Here is a 16,941-nt window from a genome sequence, read left to right on the forward strand (position 1 = left end):
GGGTTCCCGAGCCGAGGTCAGCGGCTGCCGAAAGTCGGCTCGAATTCGCCGGATCCGCCGGACACCACTTTGCCGTTCTTGACGACGGCGCTGAAGTAATCCAGGTTCACCAGGCGCGGAAAGGCTGGGTTCGCGCCAGGCTTGGTGAAGTCCAGCTTCGGGGTCAGGCCACCCGCGTCATAGCCACTGACAGCCTTGAGCGCCCCGAGGACCGTGGCCCTGTCGAGGGTCTGCAGTCCCTTGGCGGCTTCGTTGAAGAGGTCGAAGGCGACCCAGTCCGCCTTGGCAAGGTCGCCGACGAACTTCGTCGACCCATTCGCCTTCATGTCGGTGACGAACTGGCTGTTACCGGCCAGCTCGATGTCCTCGGTCGGGTAGTAGGCGGCGAGGCGCATCCCCTCCGCCGCAGCGCCGAGTCCCTTCAGGGAGTCGACGGTGAAGTTGACGGTCGCGGCGACAAAGGGCACGGAGATAGCGAGTTGCTGGCGGGCCAGCATCATCTGCGACGCCATCGTAGGCGTCACTGCCAGCAGGACGGCGTCCGCGTTTTCGGCCATCGACGACACCTGCGAGGTGAGGTCCGAGGCTGTCAGGGGAACCTGCACCACGTTGGCCAGCGGCGCGGCGCCATTCGACTCGAGCGACTGATTGACAATCGCGACTCCTTGGAGCGCGTTAGGCAGCTGAATAGTTCCGTAGGCGACCTCCTTTGCTTTGATATCGCGCACCGCGATCGCGCCCTGGGCGCCGAATCCGGTCACGACTCCACCGTTTGTCGGAAAGCTGATCGGCGAAGTGAAATCGCCTGCGGTGGTTGGGATGGCTGGCACATTCGCCAGACCCGCATCGCTCAGTGTCTGGGTGATGTCGTCGGTGACAGACGAGCCGATCACAGCGATGATGGATGGATCATTTGCTGCCTGGCGTGCACAATTGTTGGCGATGTTCGGATCGAGGTTGGTCGTGCAGAACACGATCTCCACCGGATGTCCCGATCCGCCCAGACCATTGTCGACCTCGTTGATGCGCTTGACCCTGGCATTGGCCCCGGCGCGGGCTTCGTCGAGATGAATGTTGGCAGCGTCGCTCTCGGCGAGCACCATCATCACCTTGACCGGAGATCCGGTCGCCTTGACAGCGTTGGCGGGCGGTGCTTGGCCGTCGCTCGACGTGTCCGAGGTCCCGCTACAGGCGGCGATCATTGCCGTCGCCAGCAGCACCGCGGCTGCGGATGAGAGTCGACTGGTCTTCATTTTCGGAGTTCCCTTCGGGTTTGATCACGTGTCGAGCGGTCCAGCAGCTGTACGTCGGCATCGGATAGCCGCGCTGGACTGGAGTGACCTTAGTCACTGGGTGATGACTATCGGTAGTCTTGCCCACTGAGCGGCTCAGGTCAACAGATTTCTTGAATCTGCCGATCCGGACTGATGCAAACCTTGAAAGGCGGGGAAAATGGCAGGAAAAAAACTTGCATAGGGTAACTACATACCTGCGGTGCGCCCGGGCCTGGATTGGCAAACTGCCCGAGGTGTCGGTAGGCTCGGGGTTTCTAGTGCTTAATCAGTAACTAGAGCGTTCGGTGAATCGGCACGCCGAGCCGAAGGTGAGGAAGGCCAATCCTCGGCAGATCTGGACCTGTATTCCGGATCGATTCCGTGCGGGTGTGGTGCGGACATGGAGTGATCACCTGCTCGACCCCTGCGGCACGTGCAGCTAGACGCGAGGCCGAACAACGCTTCCGATGGGAAGGGGGGTGCATGTCGGCAGCTGCTATGAGGCCTCGTACTGGCCAGGCCTCCTCGGGCTTCGTTCGTCTCGCGAGGCGTTGGCGCTGATGGCCTTCCCAGCGGGGCGGTTGCGCATGCATCTTGTCCGCCTCCTTCTGGGGGTTTTCAAGTGCTGTGCTCGGATAGCGGAAAGTGGTGACCGCCGAGATTGATGATACTGACATGCAGTCAGTTGTGGGTCAGTTTTGTCTCGGACCGCTTGGTCGTCCCTGATGTTCGAACAGTTCTCTGATGATGTTCTTGGCGATCACGGGGGTGACCTGGGCGGGTGCACCGCACTCGGTACGCCTTGATCCGCTCTGGGGGTGCGGGCGCGTGTTCCGCACCTGCGCGTTGGGGTAGCGTGATAGATATATCAGATGCAACCCGATACCTTGTTGAAGGCGTCGGAAGATGTCGCAGCGAGCGGAGAGGGATCAAGTGGCTGTCGTGAGCGAGGCGTGGGCGGTGGCCGGCGTGCCGGAGCGAGCTGCGGGGGCGGGCACGATCAGGGAGCGCGTGGCGCGTGCTCTGCGTGAACGGATCCTCAGCGGAGCCATCGCACGGGGTTCACGAATCGACCTGGATGCCGTGTCCGCCGAGTTTGCGACAAGCAAAACTCCCGTGCGTGAAGCATGCTTGGAACTGGCACACGACGGGCTTGTGCAGGTCGCCCCACGCAGCGGGGTGATCGTACTCGGCGTGACGGCAGAAACGATTCTCGAGAGCTTTGCGGTCATGACCGCGCTTCTCGGCGTCGCGGCGGAGTGGGCGGCTGAACGGATCACGCCCGAAGAGCTACAGCGAGTACGTGAGCTGAAGGTTGAGGTCGCGATCGCGATGCGGGCGCGTAGAGACGCTGCAACGGAGAACTGGCTGTTCCACCGGGAAGTGAACAAGGCATGCAAGTCGCCGCAGTTGCTTGCCATGCTGGGGACGGCAGGCCGGATGATTCCACAGGGCTTCTTGGACGCGATGCCCGAGGACGTCCCGTGCAGCCTGGAAGAACACGATGCGCTGGTGCGCGCCCTGAGTGAAGGCGACGGAGCTGCTGCACGCGCGGTCACCGAAACGCATCTCCGGCGCGCTGCCGAGCAATTGAAAGCCAAGGTTTCCGAAATTTCGGCCGAGGGCGCGGAGATCGCGTAGGTCAGGAGCGTCGGTAGGTGCTCGGCGGTCGACCCGATCGTCGCCGATCTACTTGCGGTGCAGGGTATTCCTCGGTCGGTTGTGGTCGGAATCAGCCGCTCGTCGACTGAAGCGGCAACCCAGCCGTCGGCCCCACGTCCGCCGCCGCGTCTGCCATCCGCCTCCTTGGCATGGGCTGGGGCTAGTAGGTCGGCGACTTCAACCGAGCGACGTCCAGCATCCTGCGTTGCTACGTTGCGGGTGCATTGCGGCCAGGCGATTCCAGTGCCGAATGACCGCTCGGAGGCGCCCGGCTTGCTGCCAATCGGCGAGGCGCGGACCAGGGCGGCTTGCTGGCAGCGAGTCCAACCGCTACCTGTCGTCGCCGATGGTGGTCAACGCATTTGGGTAGCTGCGAAGTGTGCGCCGCGCCTACTTGCACGGACTCGCTTCGTCGCCGGGGGAGTTCGGTCGACGAGGATCATCGGATTCACGCTGATGCGCTACCTGTGCGCTGCCTTCGTCAACCCGATGGTTGACATCCGCTGTTTAGTCGTCTTTACCTGCTAAATGTCGTTTCACCGTGCATTTACTGACTTGATGACAGTAACGTGTGGGTCAGTCCATGCATCGCTATGGCAGCTGGTGCGCAGCAGGATCGCCGAGGCTTCCGGAGCTCGCAAATGTCTCGGGGTCGCTGTGGACGTGTCAGGAATTCGACGCACAGGAGCAAGGATGCGTACTGGTACAGCTCGGGCAGCGATCGGTACAAGGGCCGCTCGCGGAATAGGTTCGGAGGAGTTGGGTGCTCCCTTGGTGCTGGTGAGCAACGCGGGAATCCCGCGGGAACAACATGCTATTCAGGATGGCGGCGGGTGCGGGACGCGGTGATGAACGTTCACCCTGCGTGGCGTGTTCCTGGTGGGCAGTGCAGTCCAAGCCCACATGACGGCGGTGAACTCGGTCATGCTCGAGGATGTCTCAGCAGGGCGCATCGAAATCGCCATGGAGAAAGCAAGTAGATATGTTCTTTAGCCAGATAGATTACATCGTGGTCGATTCGATCGCGACTATCACGTTGCGTCGCCCGGATCGTCTCAACGCCTACACGCATGCGATGGCCCGGGAACTGGGTACCGCCTGCGACCTGGCGGAGGGTGATGATGAAGTCCGCGTCATCGTGGTGACGGGTAGTGGTCGAGCGTTCTGCGCAGGTGCCGACCTCGAGTTCGAGAACAGTGAATCCACGAAGGAGCGAGTCGACGACTGCTTCTCCGATGGTTCTCCCAGAGACCCGGGCGGGCAGGCGTCGCTGAGATTCGCTGCACTCCGCAAGCCGGTGATTGCCGCGATCAACGGAGCTGCGATAGGAGTCGGCGCCACCTTGACCGTGCCGTGCGACATCCGGATTGCGTCTGAGAGTGCACGTTTTGGGTTTGTTTTCACCCGCAGCTGCCTGATTCCCCAAGCCGGATCCACGTTCTTCCTGCCCAGGATGGTCGGCATGGCCCGGGCGCTGGAATGGGTGGCGACAGGCAGGGTTTTCGATGCCGCGGAGGCTTTGGCGGCTGGGTTGGTGTCCCGTGTTTGCCCAGCTGATGAGCTTCTTGACACGGCCTACGCACTGGCCGAGGAGATCCGTGACAACGTCGCACCGCTTGCTTTCGCTGCGGCCAAGCAGATGATGTGGGGCATGTGGGGCGCCGAAGGTCCCGGGGCTGCGCACCGGCTGGAGTCTCGAGTGCTCGAAGAGGTAGGCCGCTCATCGGACTTCGCGGAGGGCGCCAGTGCGTTTCTGGAGCGTCGAAAGCCGGCCCTACCTTCGGGTCGTGTCAAGGACCTACCGGCGGCTATCCCGAGCTGGCCGCGAGTCGACTGACGCGATGGGCAGGACTGCTCGTTGTATGGAGTGGCCTGGCCCAATCTCGTCCCATCCGCGGCCAGGGTGGGCAAGCTTCACCGCCACGCGGTCGGGTAATTCCGTGACGTTAGAGCTGGGTCCGCAGGGTGCTGGGCCAAACATCCAAGGTATGTCAGAATGTTACTGACTTACTGTCAGTACACTTGCACGTAGGGACTGCGCCGAGTGTGGGCGGTTCAAGGATCCGGAGGATATACATGGTGGCTCGAAGCAGTGGAGATTGGACCGAACGCGCGTCGTGGCTGGATGACGATCTTGTCGCTCTCGCAGAGCTTGCCCGCACCTTCTTTGCCAAGGAGGTCGAGCCTCACCGGGAACGCTTTGCGAAGCAGGGGTTCCCGGACAAGGAGGTCTACCGCAAGTCGGGCGAGGTCGGACTGCTGTGTCTGTCGATTCCCGAGACGTACGGCGGCGGTGGCGGAACTTTCGCCCACGAGGCCGTGGTACTGACTGAGCAGGTGTTCGGCGGGGCCGAGGCACTGCCCCTTGGTGTGATCAGCGGAATCGTTCCGCACTACCTGCTCTCGTATGGTTCTGAGGAGCAGAAGCAGCGCTGGTTGCCGAAGCTGGCCAGTGGCGAGTGGGTTGCCGCGATCGCCATGACCGAGCCTGGAACCGGTTCCGACCTGCAGAGCATTGCGACCCGTGCGGTTCGAGAGGGTGATGAATACATCATCTCGGGCGCGAAGACCTTCATTACCAACGGGCACAACTGCGACTTGGTCGTCATCGCGGCGAAGACCGACCCCTCGGCGCGGGCAGCAGGGATCTCGTTGATCGTTGCTGAAGTCACCGATGACACACCAGGTTTCAGTAGGGGCCGCATCATCGAGAAGCTCGGCCAGAAGGGAACGGACACCGCGGAGCTGTTCTTCGATGGTCTCCGAGTCCCTGCCGCAAACCTCCTCGGACCCCGTGAGGGAGAGGGATTCGGGCAGTTGATGAGTCAGCTGGCCTACGAACGGTTGATCTGCGCTGTGACCGCGGTCGCCGCGACCGAACTGGCGGTTGCGAAGACCGTCGAGTACACCAAACAACGCGCCGCCTTCGGCAAGACGCTGTTCGACTTCCAGAACACGAAGTTCGAGCTGGCCGAATGCGCCACAATCGCACGAATCGCCCGGACCTTCCTGGACGACTGCATCCAACGCCATCTGCGGGGCGAACTGGACGTAACGACCGCGGCAATGGCCAAGTATTGGCTCACCGATCAACAGTGCACCGTCATCGACCGATGCTTGCAGCTGCACGGTGGCTACGGTTATACGCTCGAATACCCGATCGCCAGGCTCTACGCCGACGCCCGGGTTCAGCGGATCTACGCCGGCTCGAACGAGATCATGAAGGAACTCATCAGCCGAGCGTTGTGATGCGTAGCCGTTGCGTCGGCGATTAGTGACCAGCGCCTAGACGGCCCGCGTGGCGAGCCGTCGGTTCGACGCAGTTGGGCGCCCGTCTGCTCGCCGGCTTGACGGCTGAGCAGACGGGCACACGGGTTCGGTCGAAGCCTGAACAAGGGATAGCGACTGGTTGCGCTGACCAGCCGACTTCGTGCTGGCGGGCTTGTGTGCGACGTCGTGGCGAACGACATCGAGATCTGCTCCGGCGCTCGTCCAGCGCGCCGCTGCGGCGACAGCGCGATCGTTCGTGCATCCGAGCGTGCCCGGCTCCAGCGACCTGAGCCGGATGGGTCCGTCCGATGGTGAGACGGCCTATCGGTACGGGTTGTCGGAAGTCTCACGCCCTTCGGGTTATGCGTGCTGTCAGTGTTGGCGGCGCGCCAAACATTGGCATTGATCGTTCGGCCGTTCCCGCGGCAGACTAAGCACTGTACCCACCTCCGCAGGTCGTTCGGCGTGGCGGGAGTGGATGCTGCTCGAGTGTGGCGGGCGGTGTGGAAGCGCCTTGCTTATATGCGACTTCTTTACGGTTGAAGCGAGGCCAGACCCCCGGACTGGCTGACGCGTTTCGGCCAGGCGATGATCGATGACAAGGTGTATTCGTACGTTCGGCTCGACTGGTGATGCGTCTACGACAGGTTCGGTAGACAATCCAAACGGTTGGCCCTGTAACTCGGCATATCGACTCTTCGGCGGAGGATGCCTAGCATGGTGGTTGCGGAGCAGCTCGGGTGCTCACGGCGACTATCCCGCTCGTTCGCGTCTGCCAGACGGTGCTGGCGACGGTCGTCTATGGGTTGTGGCTCATGCCCGGTGGACTGTGGCTCTCGGCCGCGGATCTCCACTGGGCGGGAAGCGATGAATGTCGACCTCCAACGCGACCCGCGTGTGATGGTCCTATCGGCCTCGGCCGCGAATCCTGAAGAGGCGAGGGTGATCCTACCGTCGGTTGGTCAGTATGGGCAAGGTGGTGGATGTGGATGATGAAGCGGTTTTCTTCGCAGTCCGTCGCCCAGGTCGAGTTGATGTACCGGCCTGATCGGCCGACTCATATCGTTTCAACTGGGCATTTGCGTGGAATCCCGTCGAGGTCGCTATCGGTGGCCGTAGTTGCTGGCGGGGTTCCTGCCGTGAGGCTGTCAGTGCTGCCTCTGCAGAAGCATGCTCAACCCTTGCGCTACTGTCATTGGGTCAGTACCGTGTGAGCCAGTTCACGGCGTCGACGCAGCGAATCAGCGCGGGGTGCCAGCTCGCAAGGAGGCAAGCAAAGAATGGCAGTAGGTACGGGCAAGCGGTCTGCAGGCGGCTCGCGTGAAGCGCGGTCCAGCAGCGTAGCTGAGGCGCAGGAGATGCCGTGGCAGGACGAGGTCGAAGCCGTAGTCGTCGGTGCAGGTATGTCGGGCGTCGCCTTGACACGGGCACTCAAGCAGCAGGGTCTGCGCGAGATCATGGTTCTGGAGAGGGGCGATCAACTCGGTGGCACTTGGCACCACAACCGGTATCCAGGTGTTGCGTGTGACGTTCCGTCAGCCGCGTACAGCTTCTCGTGGGCGCCGAACGACTGGACTCGCCTTTTTGCCGGCGGTGACGAGATTCGTGAGTATCTCCAGCGCGTCGCCGCAGAACACGATATCGAACGCCATGTTCGGCTCAAGACCGAACTGCTGGAGGCGGCGTGGGATGTGGAGACAAGTCGATGGGTGATCGAAACCACCAGAGGACGCGTCCGCTCACAGTTCCTCGTGCTTGCGACCGGTCAGCTGCATGACGCGATTGTTCCCGCGACGCCCGGCGCCGACAAGTTCGCCGGGACCACGTTCCACTCCATGTATTGGCCCGAGGATTTCGATGCGGCGGGAAAGCGGATCGCGGTAGTGGGTACCGGTGCATCCGCCATCCAGTTCGTGCCGCAGATCCAGCCTGACGCCGAACGGCTGGTGGTGCTGCAGCGCACTCCGCCGTGGATCGTGCAGAAGTTCGACATGGTCCACAAGAAGGTCGACGCTGAACGCGCTATGCGCAGGCAGCGGCGAGTGCGCAAGCTCGTGCTCAGCATCCTCGAGGTTTTCCTCGGGGTGACGTCGGATGCTCGAAGGGCCTTCCTCATCGAATGGATGGCGCGTAAGCACCTGCGTGATTCGGTTGCGGATCCAGCGCTGCGAGCTGCACTGACACCCGACTACAAGATCAACTGCAAGCGGATCTTGCAGTCCAACGAGTGGTATCCCGCGATCCAGGGTACGAACGTAGACTTTGTGACCTCTGGTCTGAAGGAAATCCGTGAGCATTCCGTAGTCACGTCCGATGGCCAGGAATTCGAGGTCGACACGATCATCTATGGCACAGGATTCCAACTGCTTCAGGACCACCTGCTTAAACGTGTGCGTGGCCGCGACGGCCGCATTATGTCCGAGGTCTTCGCAGGAAAGCAGCGGGCCTACAAGGCGACGACGATGGTCGGATGTCCGAATATGTTCGTCATCTTGGGTCCGAATGGTGGAGCGGCCTCCATCCCGGTTGCGATCGAGGCGCAGGCGCGCTACGTCTCGTCGGCGATCGAGACGATGCGGCGTCGTGGGCTCGAGTCCTTCGAGGTCCGGCCCGCGGCCGAGGAAGCGTGGAATCGAACCAAGGATGCCCACCTGGAAAACTCGGTGTGGAACGCCGGTGGATGCTCCAACTACTACGTCACAGATGGAGTGAACAACGTGGTTTGGCCCGGCTCCATGGGGCACATGAAGAAGGCGCTGCATACGTTCGATCTCGAGAACTACGTGGTGACTCAGAAGTCGGACCTGCGGCCGGCAAAGGGAGAGTCTGCATAGCTCCGTCGGCACGACGAGGGCCGCTTCCCCGGCCGACCTCCCGCTGGGCACAGTCCGGCGGGAGGGTATCCGGCTACCGCGGTGGCCCGGCACAGGTTTGAGCCAGGCCACTTGTTCGACTACGTCCATGGTGGCGGATATGAAGAATCCGATATGCCCGCCACTGTGGTCGACCTCGAGCGGATGTGCCGGTGTCAAGCCGTGATGCCGGGGTTCTTATCGGCGGGGAGAAGCACTCGAAGGTTCTCGATCAGTCTCTTGCCTTGCCGGTGATTCTCGGACCGCTGTGGTTTGGGGTGTGTGTGCCCGGCGAACGAAGGCGGCGAACTGGCGGGGTGGGCCGTTCGTGGAGTCGACGGCGTCGACCTTCGGCGTTGAGGAAATTTCAAACGTGGTCGGCACACCGCCGTGGTCCAGCTGTAGATGATGCGTGACCGCAACTCCGTCAAGGAAACTCACGCGCCCGGCGGCCGCGGTTTGGTGCGACAGACCAGTACTAATGGATGGTGCCGGTGTCGATGCCCGGCACGAGATGTTTGCAGCGGACTGGTCGGGCGTAGCGGCTGTGGTGGCGCCGCGGCACGGAACCGATCAGCCTGGACACTGGGGATGCGATGTGTGCGGGCGTAGATGGCGGCGTGGTGTCGAACCACGGTGAATGTTAGTTGGGCGGGGCTGACGGGCGGTGTCGGTGCGGGGCCCGATGTAGCAAGAGGCGGTCGTGCTGGGTGCCAGGGCAGTGCTGGTCGGTCGAGCCTACGCGTGGGCCGTGGCGGCTCGCCGTGAAGCCGGAGCTCAACGCGTTGCTCTACGGATTCCGTGCAACACAGCAGTAGGTCTGGTTGCGCGGGCCAGCGTTAAGGACCTGAGCCGGAGGACTCTCGAACTGCCGGCACTGTGCTGCTACGCCAGGCCGCAATTCTTTCGGCCGACCGCGACTGCCGTGCGTCGGCGGGTGCATATTCCCGCACGCAACGCGGCTAGGGGCTGTGGCAGCGGTGTTACGTAGGCACCACCGCAGTCATTACATTCCCCTTGGGGCGAAGGCACTTCGCGCTCGGCCGCGACTGCCACGAACAGGTCCTTCCCGACTCGCAGCGATGAGATCTGCATCGAGTGCGCTCTAAGACGATCATGGTTTAGGGCAATCAGCTTCGAAGTACGAGGCGACGCGCTCGACCCGAATGGCAAAGGGAACAGTCAAATTTTATTCCGGCTGTCCGTGTTGCTCTATCAGGACTGAGTCTCTCGCACTGCAGGTCGAACAGCGCGGATATCGCGTAGATGCAGGGCCGCCTACCACTACGTGACTCAGCCATCGAATTGTGTCTGTGATGTCTGGTCACAGCATGGCTCCGAGCGTGCCGGGACTAGCTGGTGGTTCAGAAATGCCGTCGAAGGCGGAGACGAAGACAGGTCCCGGCGGTGAGCCGGGACCTGTCGAACGGCCTGACGATGGAGTTAGCTTGCGGTCACGGGCTCGAGCAATGCGGCGCCGTAGGCGAACGGCGTGCTGGCTGTGAGTGCCAGCGGCACAGCGTGCTCGCCGGCGTCGAGGAGTCGCCGGAGTCCGATGCCGAGGTCGACCGACCCGACATGTCCGGCATCATCACCGGTTACAACGACGCGGTCCAGTGGTACACCTGCCGTCATGGCGACGGCGGGGAGGAACTGAGGAGAAACCTGGTTGCAGACGACGCGCTCCGGAACGATCGCGGTGTCCTTTCGTGCGGCGGCGAAGGCCTCGCGGTAGCCCTCGACGTACACATCCCGGACCTTGTTGAGCGGAACGGGCGCGAACTTGCGAGCGTTCTTGCCGCCTTCTGGAGGGAAGGGGTTCTTCGTGCCGCCGTACTCGATTCTCACCAGCCCGTTGAAATCGGCGTAGCTCGCAAATCCGGTCGATGCGACTCGCCAGATGGCAGGAGCGTCGACCCCGACGCTGACGATGAGCGCAGAGCCTCCATCGCCGTAACCCCACAGGTGCTGGTTTCCGTTGTCCGCCCTGTCGATCGTATCGCTCAGGCGTTCGCCGCTGACGATCGCGGCGTACCCACCGCCGCGGGAGGCCAGCCATCCCTCCATCAAGGACAGTGCCCACAGCGTTCCCATGCATCCGCAGGAGACATCGAGGGGGGTGCAGGAACTCGGCGCGCCCTGCAAGCGCATCACTTCAGCCGCCACAGACCAGGAGCCGAGGTACTCCCGCGACATCCCGGTCGAGACGACGATTTTGAGGTCCGATGCGGAAATGCCGACTTGCTGGAGTGCGTCGTCAAGCGCTCGCGACGCCAATGTGGCAGGTTGGTCGTCTGCGCCGCCGACATGGATACGTGGCCAGCTGCGGTATTCGGAGGTGTCGCCGCCGGCGGCGTCGGCCAATTCGACTACGGATCGTGACTCCGGCAGGGTCAGCCCGACGGCGTGAATCGCCAGCGGCTCGGTCATGAAAGCCTCCTTTTGGCCAAGAACTGTTGCCCATCGTCACAGGCGAGGCCTCGAAGCTGGCCCGAGCTCGTCCGGGATGGGTGTGTTGCATCCGGTGATCGGTGAGCACCGGGTCTTTCTGTTTCGCTGTTGGCGGCTATGCGGGGTGATTGCCACACTCGCCGGTCTATCGACAGGCTACCGACAATGAGTCAGTAAGGCAAGGATGTGGCGTTGCGAAGGGCGTCTCTGTGGGGCATGGCATCTGTATCGGAATTCGACGCCTAAAGGCAACGCGGCCGCGACGCTCAATGCCTTCCGAGAATCGGCAGCGTTCGGCTCGGTCGCGACAGTCCTGTCCAGCCGCCGACCGGGCTTCTGGTCGGCCGCTTCGGTCGGTTCGGTGAACCCGCTGCGCAGAACGGGCCGCCAGATACTGACTTGTTGACGGCTGTAAGCCGATTGCTGGAGATTGTCCTATCATCGATTGGGTGGCTGAGGCTGTTGTTGCATCCGATGAGTCCACTGATTCCGTGGGCGCTGGTGCTGTGTCTGACGAGCCCGAGCGCCGGCCTCAGCGCGGCAAGGCTGGGCGGCGTGTGCGGATGCAAGCCGATGACCGGCGTCGTCAGGTCCTCGAGGTCGCGCAGCGGTTGTTCGCCAAGTACCCGTACTCGGAAGTGTCGACCGCCGACATCGCCGAGGCGGCGGGCATCCAACGGGCCACGCTGCACTATCACTTCGGCACCAAACGCGACCTGTACGTCGAGGTCATCAAGAACTTTTCTCGCCTGCCCCCGTTGCCGGAGGTCCGCAAGCAACGGGAAGGCCTCGAGGATTCGATCGAGCACACTTTGAATCGGTGGCTCAACAGCGTATGGGACAACCGCGGCACGTTCATCACGATCTTCGAAGCTGGCCCGATCAGCAACGACCGCGAGATCGAGGCAACCCTCGAGGAGGGACGCGAAGCCTGGGCCGCGCGCCTGGCCGAACTACTCGAACTCCCCGGTGGCGCCACTCGCCCCGCGCGGGCGCTGATCCGTGGGTTCCAATCCATGGCCGAAACCTCCGTCGACGAATGGCTACGCCGCGAACGCTTGAACCGCGGCGAGGTCCTGCTCTTACTGACCCAGACGCTGCTTACCATCGCTGAACAGGTCGCGCCCCACGTCCTGGACCCAACAGCGACCGGTCGAGTTCCTGCTCAGTGAACAAACGCTGCGTCGGGATCGCAGGGCGTGGGGGTTGCAGGCAGGCTGGCTGCACAGTGAAGTCTGAGCCGCGGTCGCATAGACGGTGCCTTCATGAGCAGCATCGTCTTGGGCGGCGGGGGTCAACGTCTTCAGTCTTACTGTCCTGATGTCAGGGAAGTGTGCGAACTGGATGCAAATCGCCTGGCAGTCGGCATGATCAAGGTAGTGGTGCCACATTATGTTGACAGATTGTCAGTAGTGTGCGAGATTTCTCAGAGGAAACGCCAGTGTTACTGACTTCATGTCAGTAGCGCGAGGCTGGTTGGAATCCTGGTTGGAATCTCCGGCACTGCCATGGCCCCTTCGTGGGGAAACGTGGCTTGTGAGCGAGCCCGAGCCTCATCGGCTGCCCAACCCGGGCGATGCAGGCCTAGAAAGGACATTGTGTGACTACCGAGGCGTTCATCTACGACGCGATCCGCACGCCGCGGGGCCGGGGCAAGGCGAACGGTTCCCTGCATGGAACGAAGCCTATCTCGCTCGGTGTCGGGCTGATCCACAACTTGCTCGAACGCAATCCTGACCTGGATCCGAGCGTCATCGACGACGTCGTTCTCGGTATCGTTGCCCCGGTCGGTGACCAGGGTGGATGCTTGCCTCGCACGATCGCTGTGGCTGCCGGCCTGCCGCATTCGGTGGCCGGGTTTCAGTTGAATCGTTTCTGTGGATCCGGGCTCGAGGCGGTCAACATCGCAGCGCAGAAGGTGCGCGCAGGCTTCGACCAGTTCGTTATCGCCGGCGGCATCGAGTCGATGTCGCGTGTCCCGATGGGCGCTGATGGCGGAGCTATGAGCAACGACCCCGCGACAGCGTACGACACGTACTTTGTCTCGCAAGGCACTGGCGCGGACCTGATCGCGACGATGGAGGGGTTCACGCGAGAGGACGTCGACAACTACGCGGTCCGCTCGCAGGACCTTGCCGAGAAGGCTTGGGCCGGAGGCTATTTCGAGAAATCGATCGTTCCCGTGGTTGACCAGAACCGGATCACCGTGCTGGATCGTGACGAACACATGCGCCCCGGTTCCACTGTCGAGAGTCTGGGCCAATTGCGGCCGTCGTTCGCCGCAGTAGGACAGTCCGGCGGATGGGATGCCGTGGCACTGCAGAAGTACCACTGGATCGAGAACATCAACCATGTCCACACCGCCGGCAACTCCTCGGGAATCGTCGACGGCGCTGCGCTGGTGCTGATCGGCAGCGAGCAAAAAGGCAAGGACCTCGGGCTGGCTCCCCGCGCTCGGGTAGTCGCCACTGCCACCTCGGGTGCCGATGCAACGATCATGCTTACCGGCCCTATCCCAGCTACTCAGAAGCTGCTGGCTCATACCGGGCTGACGGTGGCGGACATCGACCTCTTCGAGATCAACGAGGCCTTCGCGTCGGTGGCGCTGAAGTACCAGAAGGAATTCGGCATCCCGGACGAGAAGCTCAACGTCAACGGTGGCGCGATTGCTATGGGGCACCCGCTGGGAGCGACCGGCGCCATGCTCGTCGGCACGATGATCGACGAGTTGGAACGGCGGGATGCGCGTCGTGCTGTGGTGACGCTTTGCATCGGCGGCGGGATGGGTGTCGCGACCCTCATCGAACGAGTGTGAGTCCCGGCGAGAGAAGGAAGACCGAACAGATAATGAGCGAGAACACGATTCGCTGGGAGTCCAGCACAGACGGTGTCGTCGTACTTACGATGGACGACCCGGCCCAGTCGGCCAACACCATGAACCCGCGACACGTTGCGTCGTTCCGCGCCGCGGTCGATCGCCTCGAGGCGGAGCGGGACTCGATCACGGGTGTGGTTGTGACCTCGGCGAAGAAGACTTTCTTCGCCGGCGGTGACCTCAACGACCTGATCGCTGCGCGCAAAGAGAACGCCGCTGATTTCTTCGCCTCCATCGAGGGAATCAAAGCGGATCTGCGTCGCCTGGAAACGCTCGGTCGTCCGGTGGTTGCGGCAATCAACGGTGCCGCGCTCGGGGGCGGCTTGGAGATCGCTTTGGCGACGCACCACCGGATTGCTGCCACGGGGCCGGCCGTCCAGATCGGCCTTCCCGAGGTGGGTCTCGGGTTGCTGCCTGGTGGCGGCGGCGTGACCCGTACGGTCAGGATGCTCGGAGTACACAAGGCTCTCAGCGACGTATTGCTGCAGGGTCAGCGGATGGACGCGGCGACCGCCCTGGAGGTCGGCCTGATCGATGATGTGGTCGCCAGCAGCGACGACCTGCTGGCGGCGGCGCGCAAGTGGATCCTCGACAACCCCAATGCTGTCCAGCCGTGGGACGTCAAGGGCTATCGCATTCCTGGTGGGTCTCCCTCCAACCCGGGTTTCGCGGCGAATCTGCCATTCATGGCCTCGACTCTTCGCAAGCAGCTCAAGGGTGCGAACCAGCCCGCTCCGCGCGCTATCATCGCCGCCGCGGTCGAAGGCAGCCAGGTCGGCTTCGACACTGCTTCGACCATCGAATCGCGTTACCTCACCGAACTCGCTACCGGCCAGGTCGCGAAGAACATGATCCAAGCGTTCTTCTTCGACATGCAGCACATCAAGTCAGGCGGATCCCGTCCTGCGGGGTTCCCCAAGCACGCGGTACGCAAGGTTGTCGTCGTCGGTGCGGGAATGATGGGTGCCGGTATCGCCTACGTGTGCGCCAAGGCGGGTATCGAGGTCGTACTCAAGGATGTCACCGTAGAGGCGGCTGAACGAGGCAAGAACTACTCGGTCAAGCTCGTCGAGAAGGCACTGTCTCGCGGCAAGATGACCCAGGAGCGAGCTGACGAGCTCCTGGCAAGGATTCACCCGACGGCGGTTGCCGAAGACGCCTCCGGAGCCGATCTGGTCATCGAGGCCGTGTTCGAAGATCCCGGTCTCAAGAGCAAGGTATTCGCTGAGATCGAGCCGGTGGTCGCTCCGGACGCTCTGTTGGGCTCGAACACATCGACGCTGCCGATCTCTGGTCTGGCCGAGAGCGTGACGAGGCCAGAGGAATTCATCGGCCTCCACTTCTTCTCTCCCGTCGACAAGATGGCTCTGCTGGAGATCATCGTCGGGCAGAAGACGAGCGACGCCACCCTGGCCAAGGCTATCGATTTGGCTCAGCAGATCGGCAAGACGCCGATCGTCGTCAACGACCAGCGAGGCTTCTTCACCAGCCGAGTGATCGGGAAGTTCATGGAGGAAGCGGTTGCCATGGTCGGCGAGGGGCTGGACCCCGCGTCGGTCGAGCAGGCCGCGCTGCAGGCCGGCTATCCGGCGCCCGCGCTCCAGCTTTATGACGAGCTGACCCTGACTCTGCCGCGCAAGGCACGTGAGGAGACCAAGGCCGCCGAACTCGCTGCTGGAAAGGAGTGGGTCGACCACGGCGGCGCTGCGGTTATCGACCGAATGATCGATGAGTTCGATCGCAAGGGTCGTTCGACCGGCGGTGGTTTCTACTCGTACATCGATGGCAAGAGAGCGGGCCTGTGGCCCGGCCTGAAGGAGAACTTCCGCGAGACCGGTAACGACATTCCGTTCGAGGACATGAAAGAACGGATGCTCTTCGCGGAGGCGATCGATACCGTCAGGTGCTTCGATGAAGGAGTGCTTCGCTCGGTACCCGACGCGAACATCGGCTCCATCCTGGGTATCGGATTTCCCGCTTGGACCGGAGGTGTCGTCCAGTACATCAACGGTTATGAGGGTGGTGTTGCCGGGTTTGTAGCGAGGGCAAGAGAACTCGCGACCAAGTACGGTCCGCGGTTCGAACCGACTGCAAGCCTGCTGGCGAAAGCCGAGGCCGGCGAGGTCCTCGCATAGGCTCCGTCGCGGCGGCGTGTGAGCAGAAGCCGCGCCGCCGCGACGGCATTCAATGTAACTGCGGCACCGAAGTTTACGTCCAGGTTGCCTGTAGACCAGCTGGATGTGCAGCAGGGACCCGGACCGACTGAATGGCCCGATGAACTGTCATGATGAGTTAGGAAAAGTCACTAAGTGGAGACAACACAGAGCGCAGGCGCGGTGAAACCACTCGGCGCTGAACAGGATGCTCTCCACCGCGCGCGTGTCGGAGTCGTTCGCGAGTCCGGCGCGGGTGAGCGGCGGGTCGCCTTGGTGCCCAAGATCATCCCCGCCCTGTCCAAGCACGGTGTCGAGGTGGTCGTGGAAGCCGGTGCCGGCCTCGGTGCCCTCATCCCCGACGCGGCCTATGTCGAGGCGGGCGCGACCATCGGTGATCCGTG

General features: G+C 62.7%; 10 protein-coding genes and 1 pseudogene. 9 read left to right on the top strand and 2 right to left on the bottom strand.

From position 1 onward, the window contains the following. Positions 1 to 17: 17 nt before the first annotated feature. Positions 18 to 1,253, bottom strand: coding sequence for an ABC transporter substrate-binding protein (locus ACWF9G_RS27645; protein ID WP_452518876.1), 1,236 nt, complete (start codon positions 1,251 to 1,253; stop codon positions 18 to 20). Between the two features lie 963 nt (positions 1,254 to 2,216). On the opposite strand from ACWF9G_RS27645, the gene ACWF9G_RS27650 reads away from it, so the two are divergent. The 5 genes from ACWF9G_RS27650 to ACWF9G_RS27670 all read left to right on the top strand — a co-directional run bounded on the left by ACWF9G_RS27650 (position 2,217) and on the right by ACWF9G_RS27670 (position 10,049). Next, positions 2,217 to 2,915: a GntR family transcriptional regulator gene (locus ACWF9G_RS27650; protein ID WP_452518877.1), complete on the top strand. Its 699-nt coding sequence runs from the start codon at positions 2,217 to 2,219 to the stop codon at positions 2,913 to 2,915. Positions 2,916 to 3,918: 1,003 nt separating this feature from the next. Further along, positions 3,919 to 4,773 carry an enoyl-CoA hydratase-related protein gene (locus tag ACWF9G_RS27655; protein WP_452518879.1) on the top strand — a complete coding sequence of 285 codons (855 nt, stop codon included), beginning with the start codon at positions 3,919 to 3,921 and terminating at the stop codon, positions 4,771 to 4,773. A 239-nt stretch (positions 4,774 to 5,012) separates the two neighbouring features. Then, positions 5,013 to 6,185, top strand: a complete 1,173-nt coding sequence (locus tag ACWF9G_RS27660; RefSeq protein WP_452518880.1) for an acyl-CoA dehydrogenase family protein — start codon at positions 5,013 to 5,015, stop codon at positions 6,183 to 6,185. Between the two features lie 1,301 nt (positions 6,186 to 7,486). Then, positions 7,487 to 9,040, top strand: coding sequence for a flavin-containing monooxygenase (locus ACWF9G_RS27665; protein ID WP_452518882.1), 1,554 nt, complete (start codon positions 7,487 to 7,489; stop codon positions 9,038 to 9,040). Between the two features lie 721 nt (positions 9,041 to 9,761). Next, positions 9,762 to 10,049 carry an alpha-hydroxy-acid oxidizing protein gene (locus ACWF9G_RS27670; protein ID WP_452518884.1) on the top strand — a complete coding sequence of 96 codons (288 nt, stop codon included), beginning with the start codon at positions 9,762 to 9,764 and terminating at the stop codon, positions 10,047 to 10,049. Between the two features lie 452 nt (positions 10,050 to 10,501). Here the strand turns inward: ACWF9G_RS27670 and ACWF9G_RS27675 are convergent, their stop codons facing one another. After that, positions 10,502 to 11,488 carry a hypothetical protein gene (locus tag ACWF9G_RS27675; RefSeq protein WP_452518886.1) on the bottom strand — a complete coding sequence of 329 codons (987 nt, stop codon included), beginning with the start codon at positions 11,486 to 11,488 and terminating at the stop codon, positions 10,502 to 10,504. 470 nt (positions 11,489 to 11,958) lie between these two features. On the opposite strand from ACWF9G_RS27675, the gene ACWF9G_RS27680 reads away from it, so the two are divergent. The 4 genes and pseudogenes from ACWF9G_RS27680 to ACWF9G_RS27695 all read left to right on the top strand — a co-directional run. Next, positions 11,959 to 12,681 (top strand): TetR/AcrR family transcriptional regulator, encoded by a 723-nt coding sequence (locus ACWF9G_RS27680; protein ID WP_452518888.1) that lies wholly within the window; start codon positions 11,959 to 11,961, stop codon positions 12,679 to 12,681. A 428-nt stretch (positions 12,682 to 13,109) separates the two neighbouring features. Further along, the gene (locus tag ACWF9G_RS27685; protein ID WP_452518889.1) at positions 13,110 to 14,324 is read left to right on the top strand and encodes an acetyl-CoA C-acetyltransferase; all 1,215 of its coding nucleotides are present in this window, start codon (positions 13,110 to 13,112) and stop codon (positions 14,322 to 14,324) included. A 32-nt stretch (positions 14,325 to 14,356) separates the two neighbouring features. Beyond that, positions 14,357 to 16,519, top strand: coding sequence for a 3-hydroxyacyl-CoA dehydrogenase NAD-binding domain-containing protein (locus ACWF9G_RS27690; RefSeq protein ID WP_452518891.1), 2,163 nt, complete (start codon positions 14,357 to 14,359; stop codon positions 16,517 to 16,519). A 174-nt stretch (positions 16,520 to 16,693) separates the two neighbouring features. Next, positions 16,694 to 16,941 (top strand): annotated as a pseudogene (locus ACWF9G_RS27695) (NAD(P)(+) transhydrogenase (Re/Si-specific) subunit alpha); the annotation flags it as partial.

This window comes from Nocardia sp. NPDC055029 (assembly GCF_053608525.1).

Bases quoted from the DNA above. Each gene is read 5' to 3' on its own strand.
- ACWF9G_RS27645 (WP_452518876.1), bottom strand. From the start codon at position 1,253: ATGAAGACCAGTCGACTCTCATCCGCAGCCGCGGTGCTGCTGGCGACG.
- ACWF9G_RS27655 (WP_452518879.1), top strand. From the start codon at position 3,919: ATGTTCTTTAGCCAGATAGATTACATCGTGGTCGATTCGATCGCGACT.
- ACWF9G_RS27660 (WP_452518880.1), top strand. From the start codon at position 5,013: ATGGTGGCTCGAAGCAGTGGAGATTGGACCGAACGCGCGTCGTGGCTG.
- ACWF9G_RS27665 (WP_452518882.1), top strand. From the start codon at position 7,487: ATGGCAGTAGGTACGGGCAAGCGGTCTGCAGGCGGCTCGCGTGAAGCG.
- ACWF9G_RS27690 (WP_452518891.1), top strand. From the start codon at position 14,357: ATGAGCGAGAACACGATTCGCTGGGAGTCCAGCACAGACGGTGTCGTC.
- ACWF9G_RS27675 (WP_452518886.1), bottom strand. From the start codon at position 11,488: ATGACCGAGCCGCTGGCGATTCACGCCGTCGGGCTGACCCTGCCGGAG.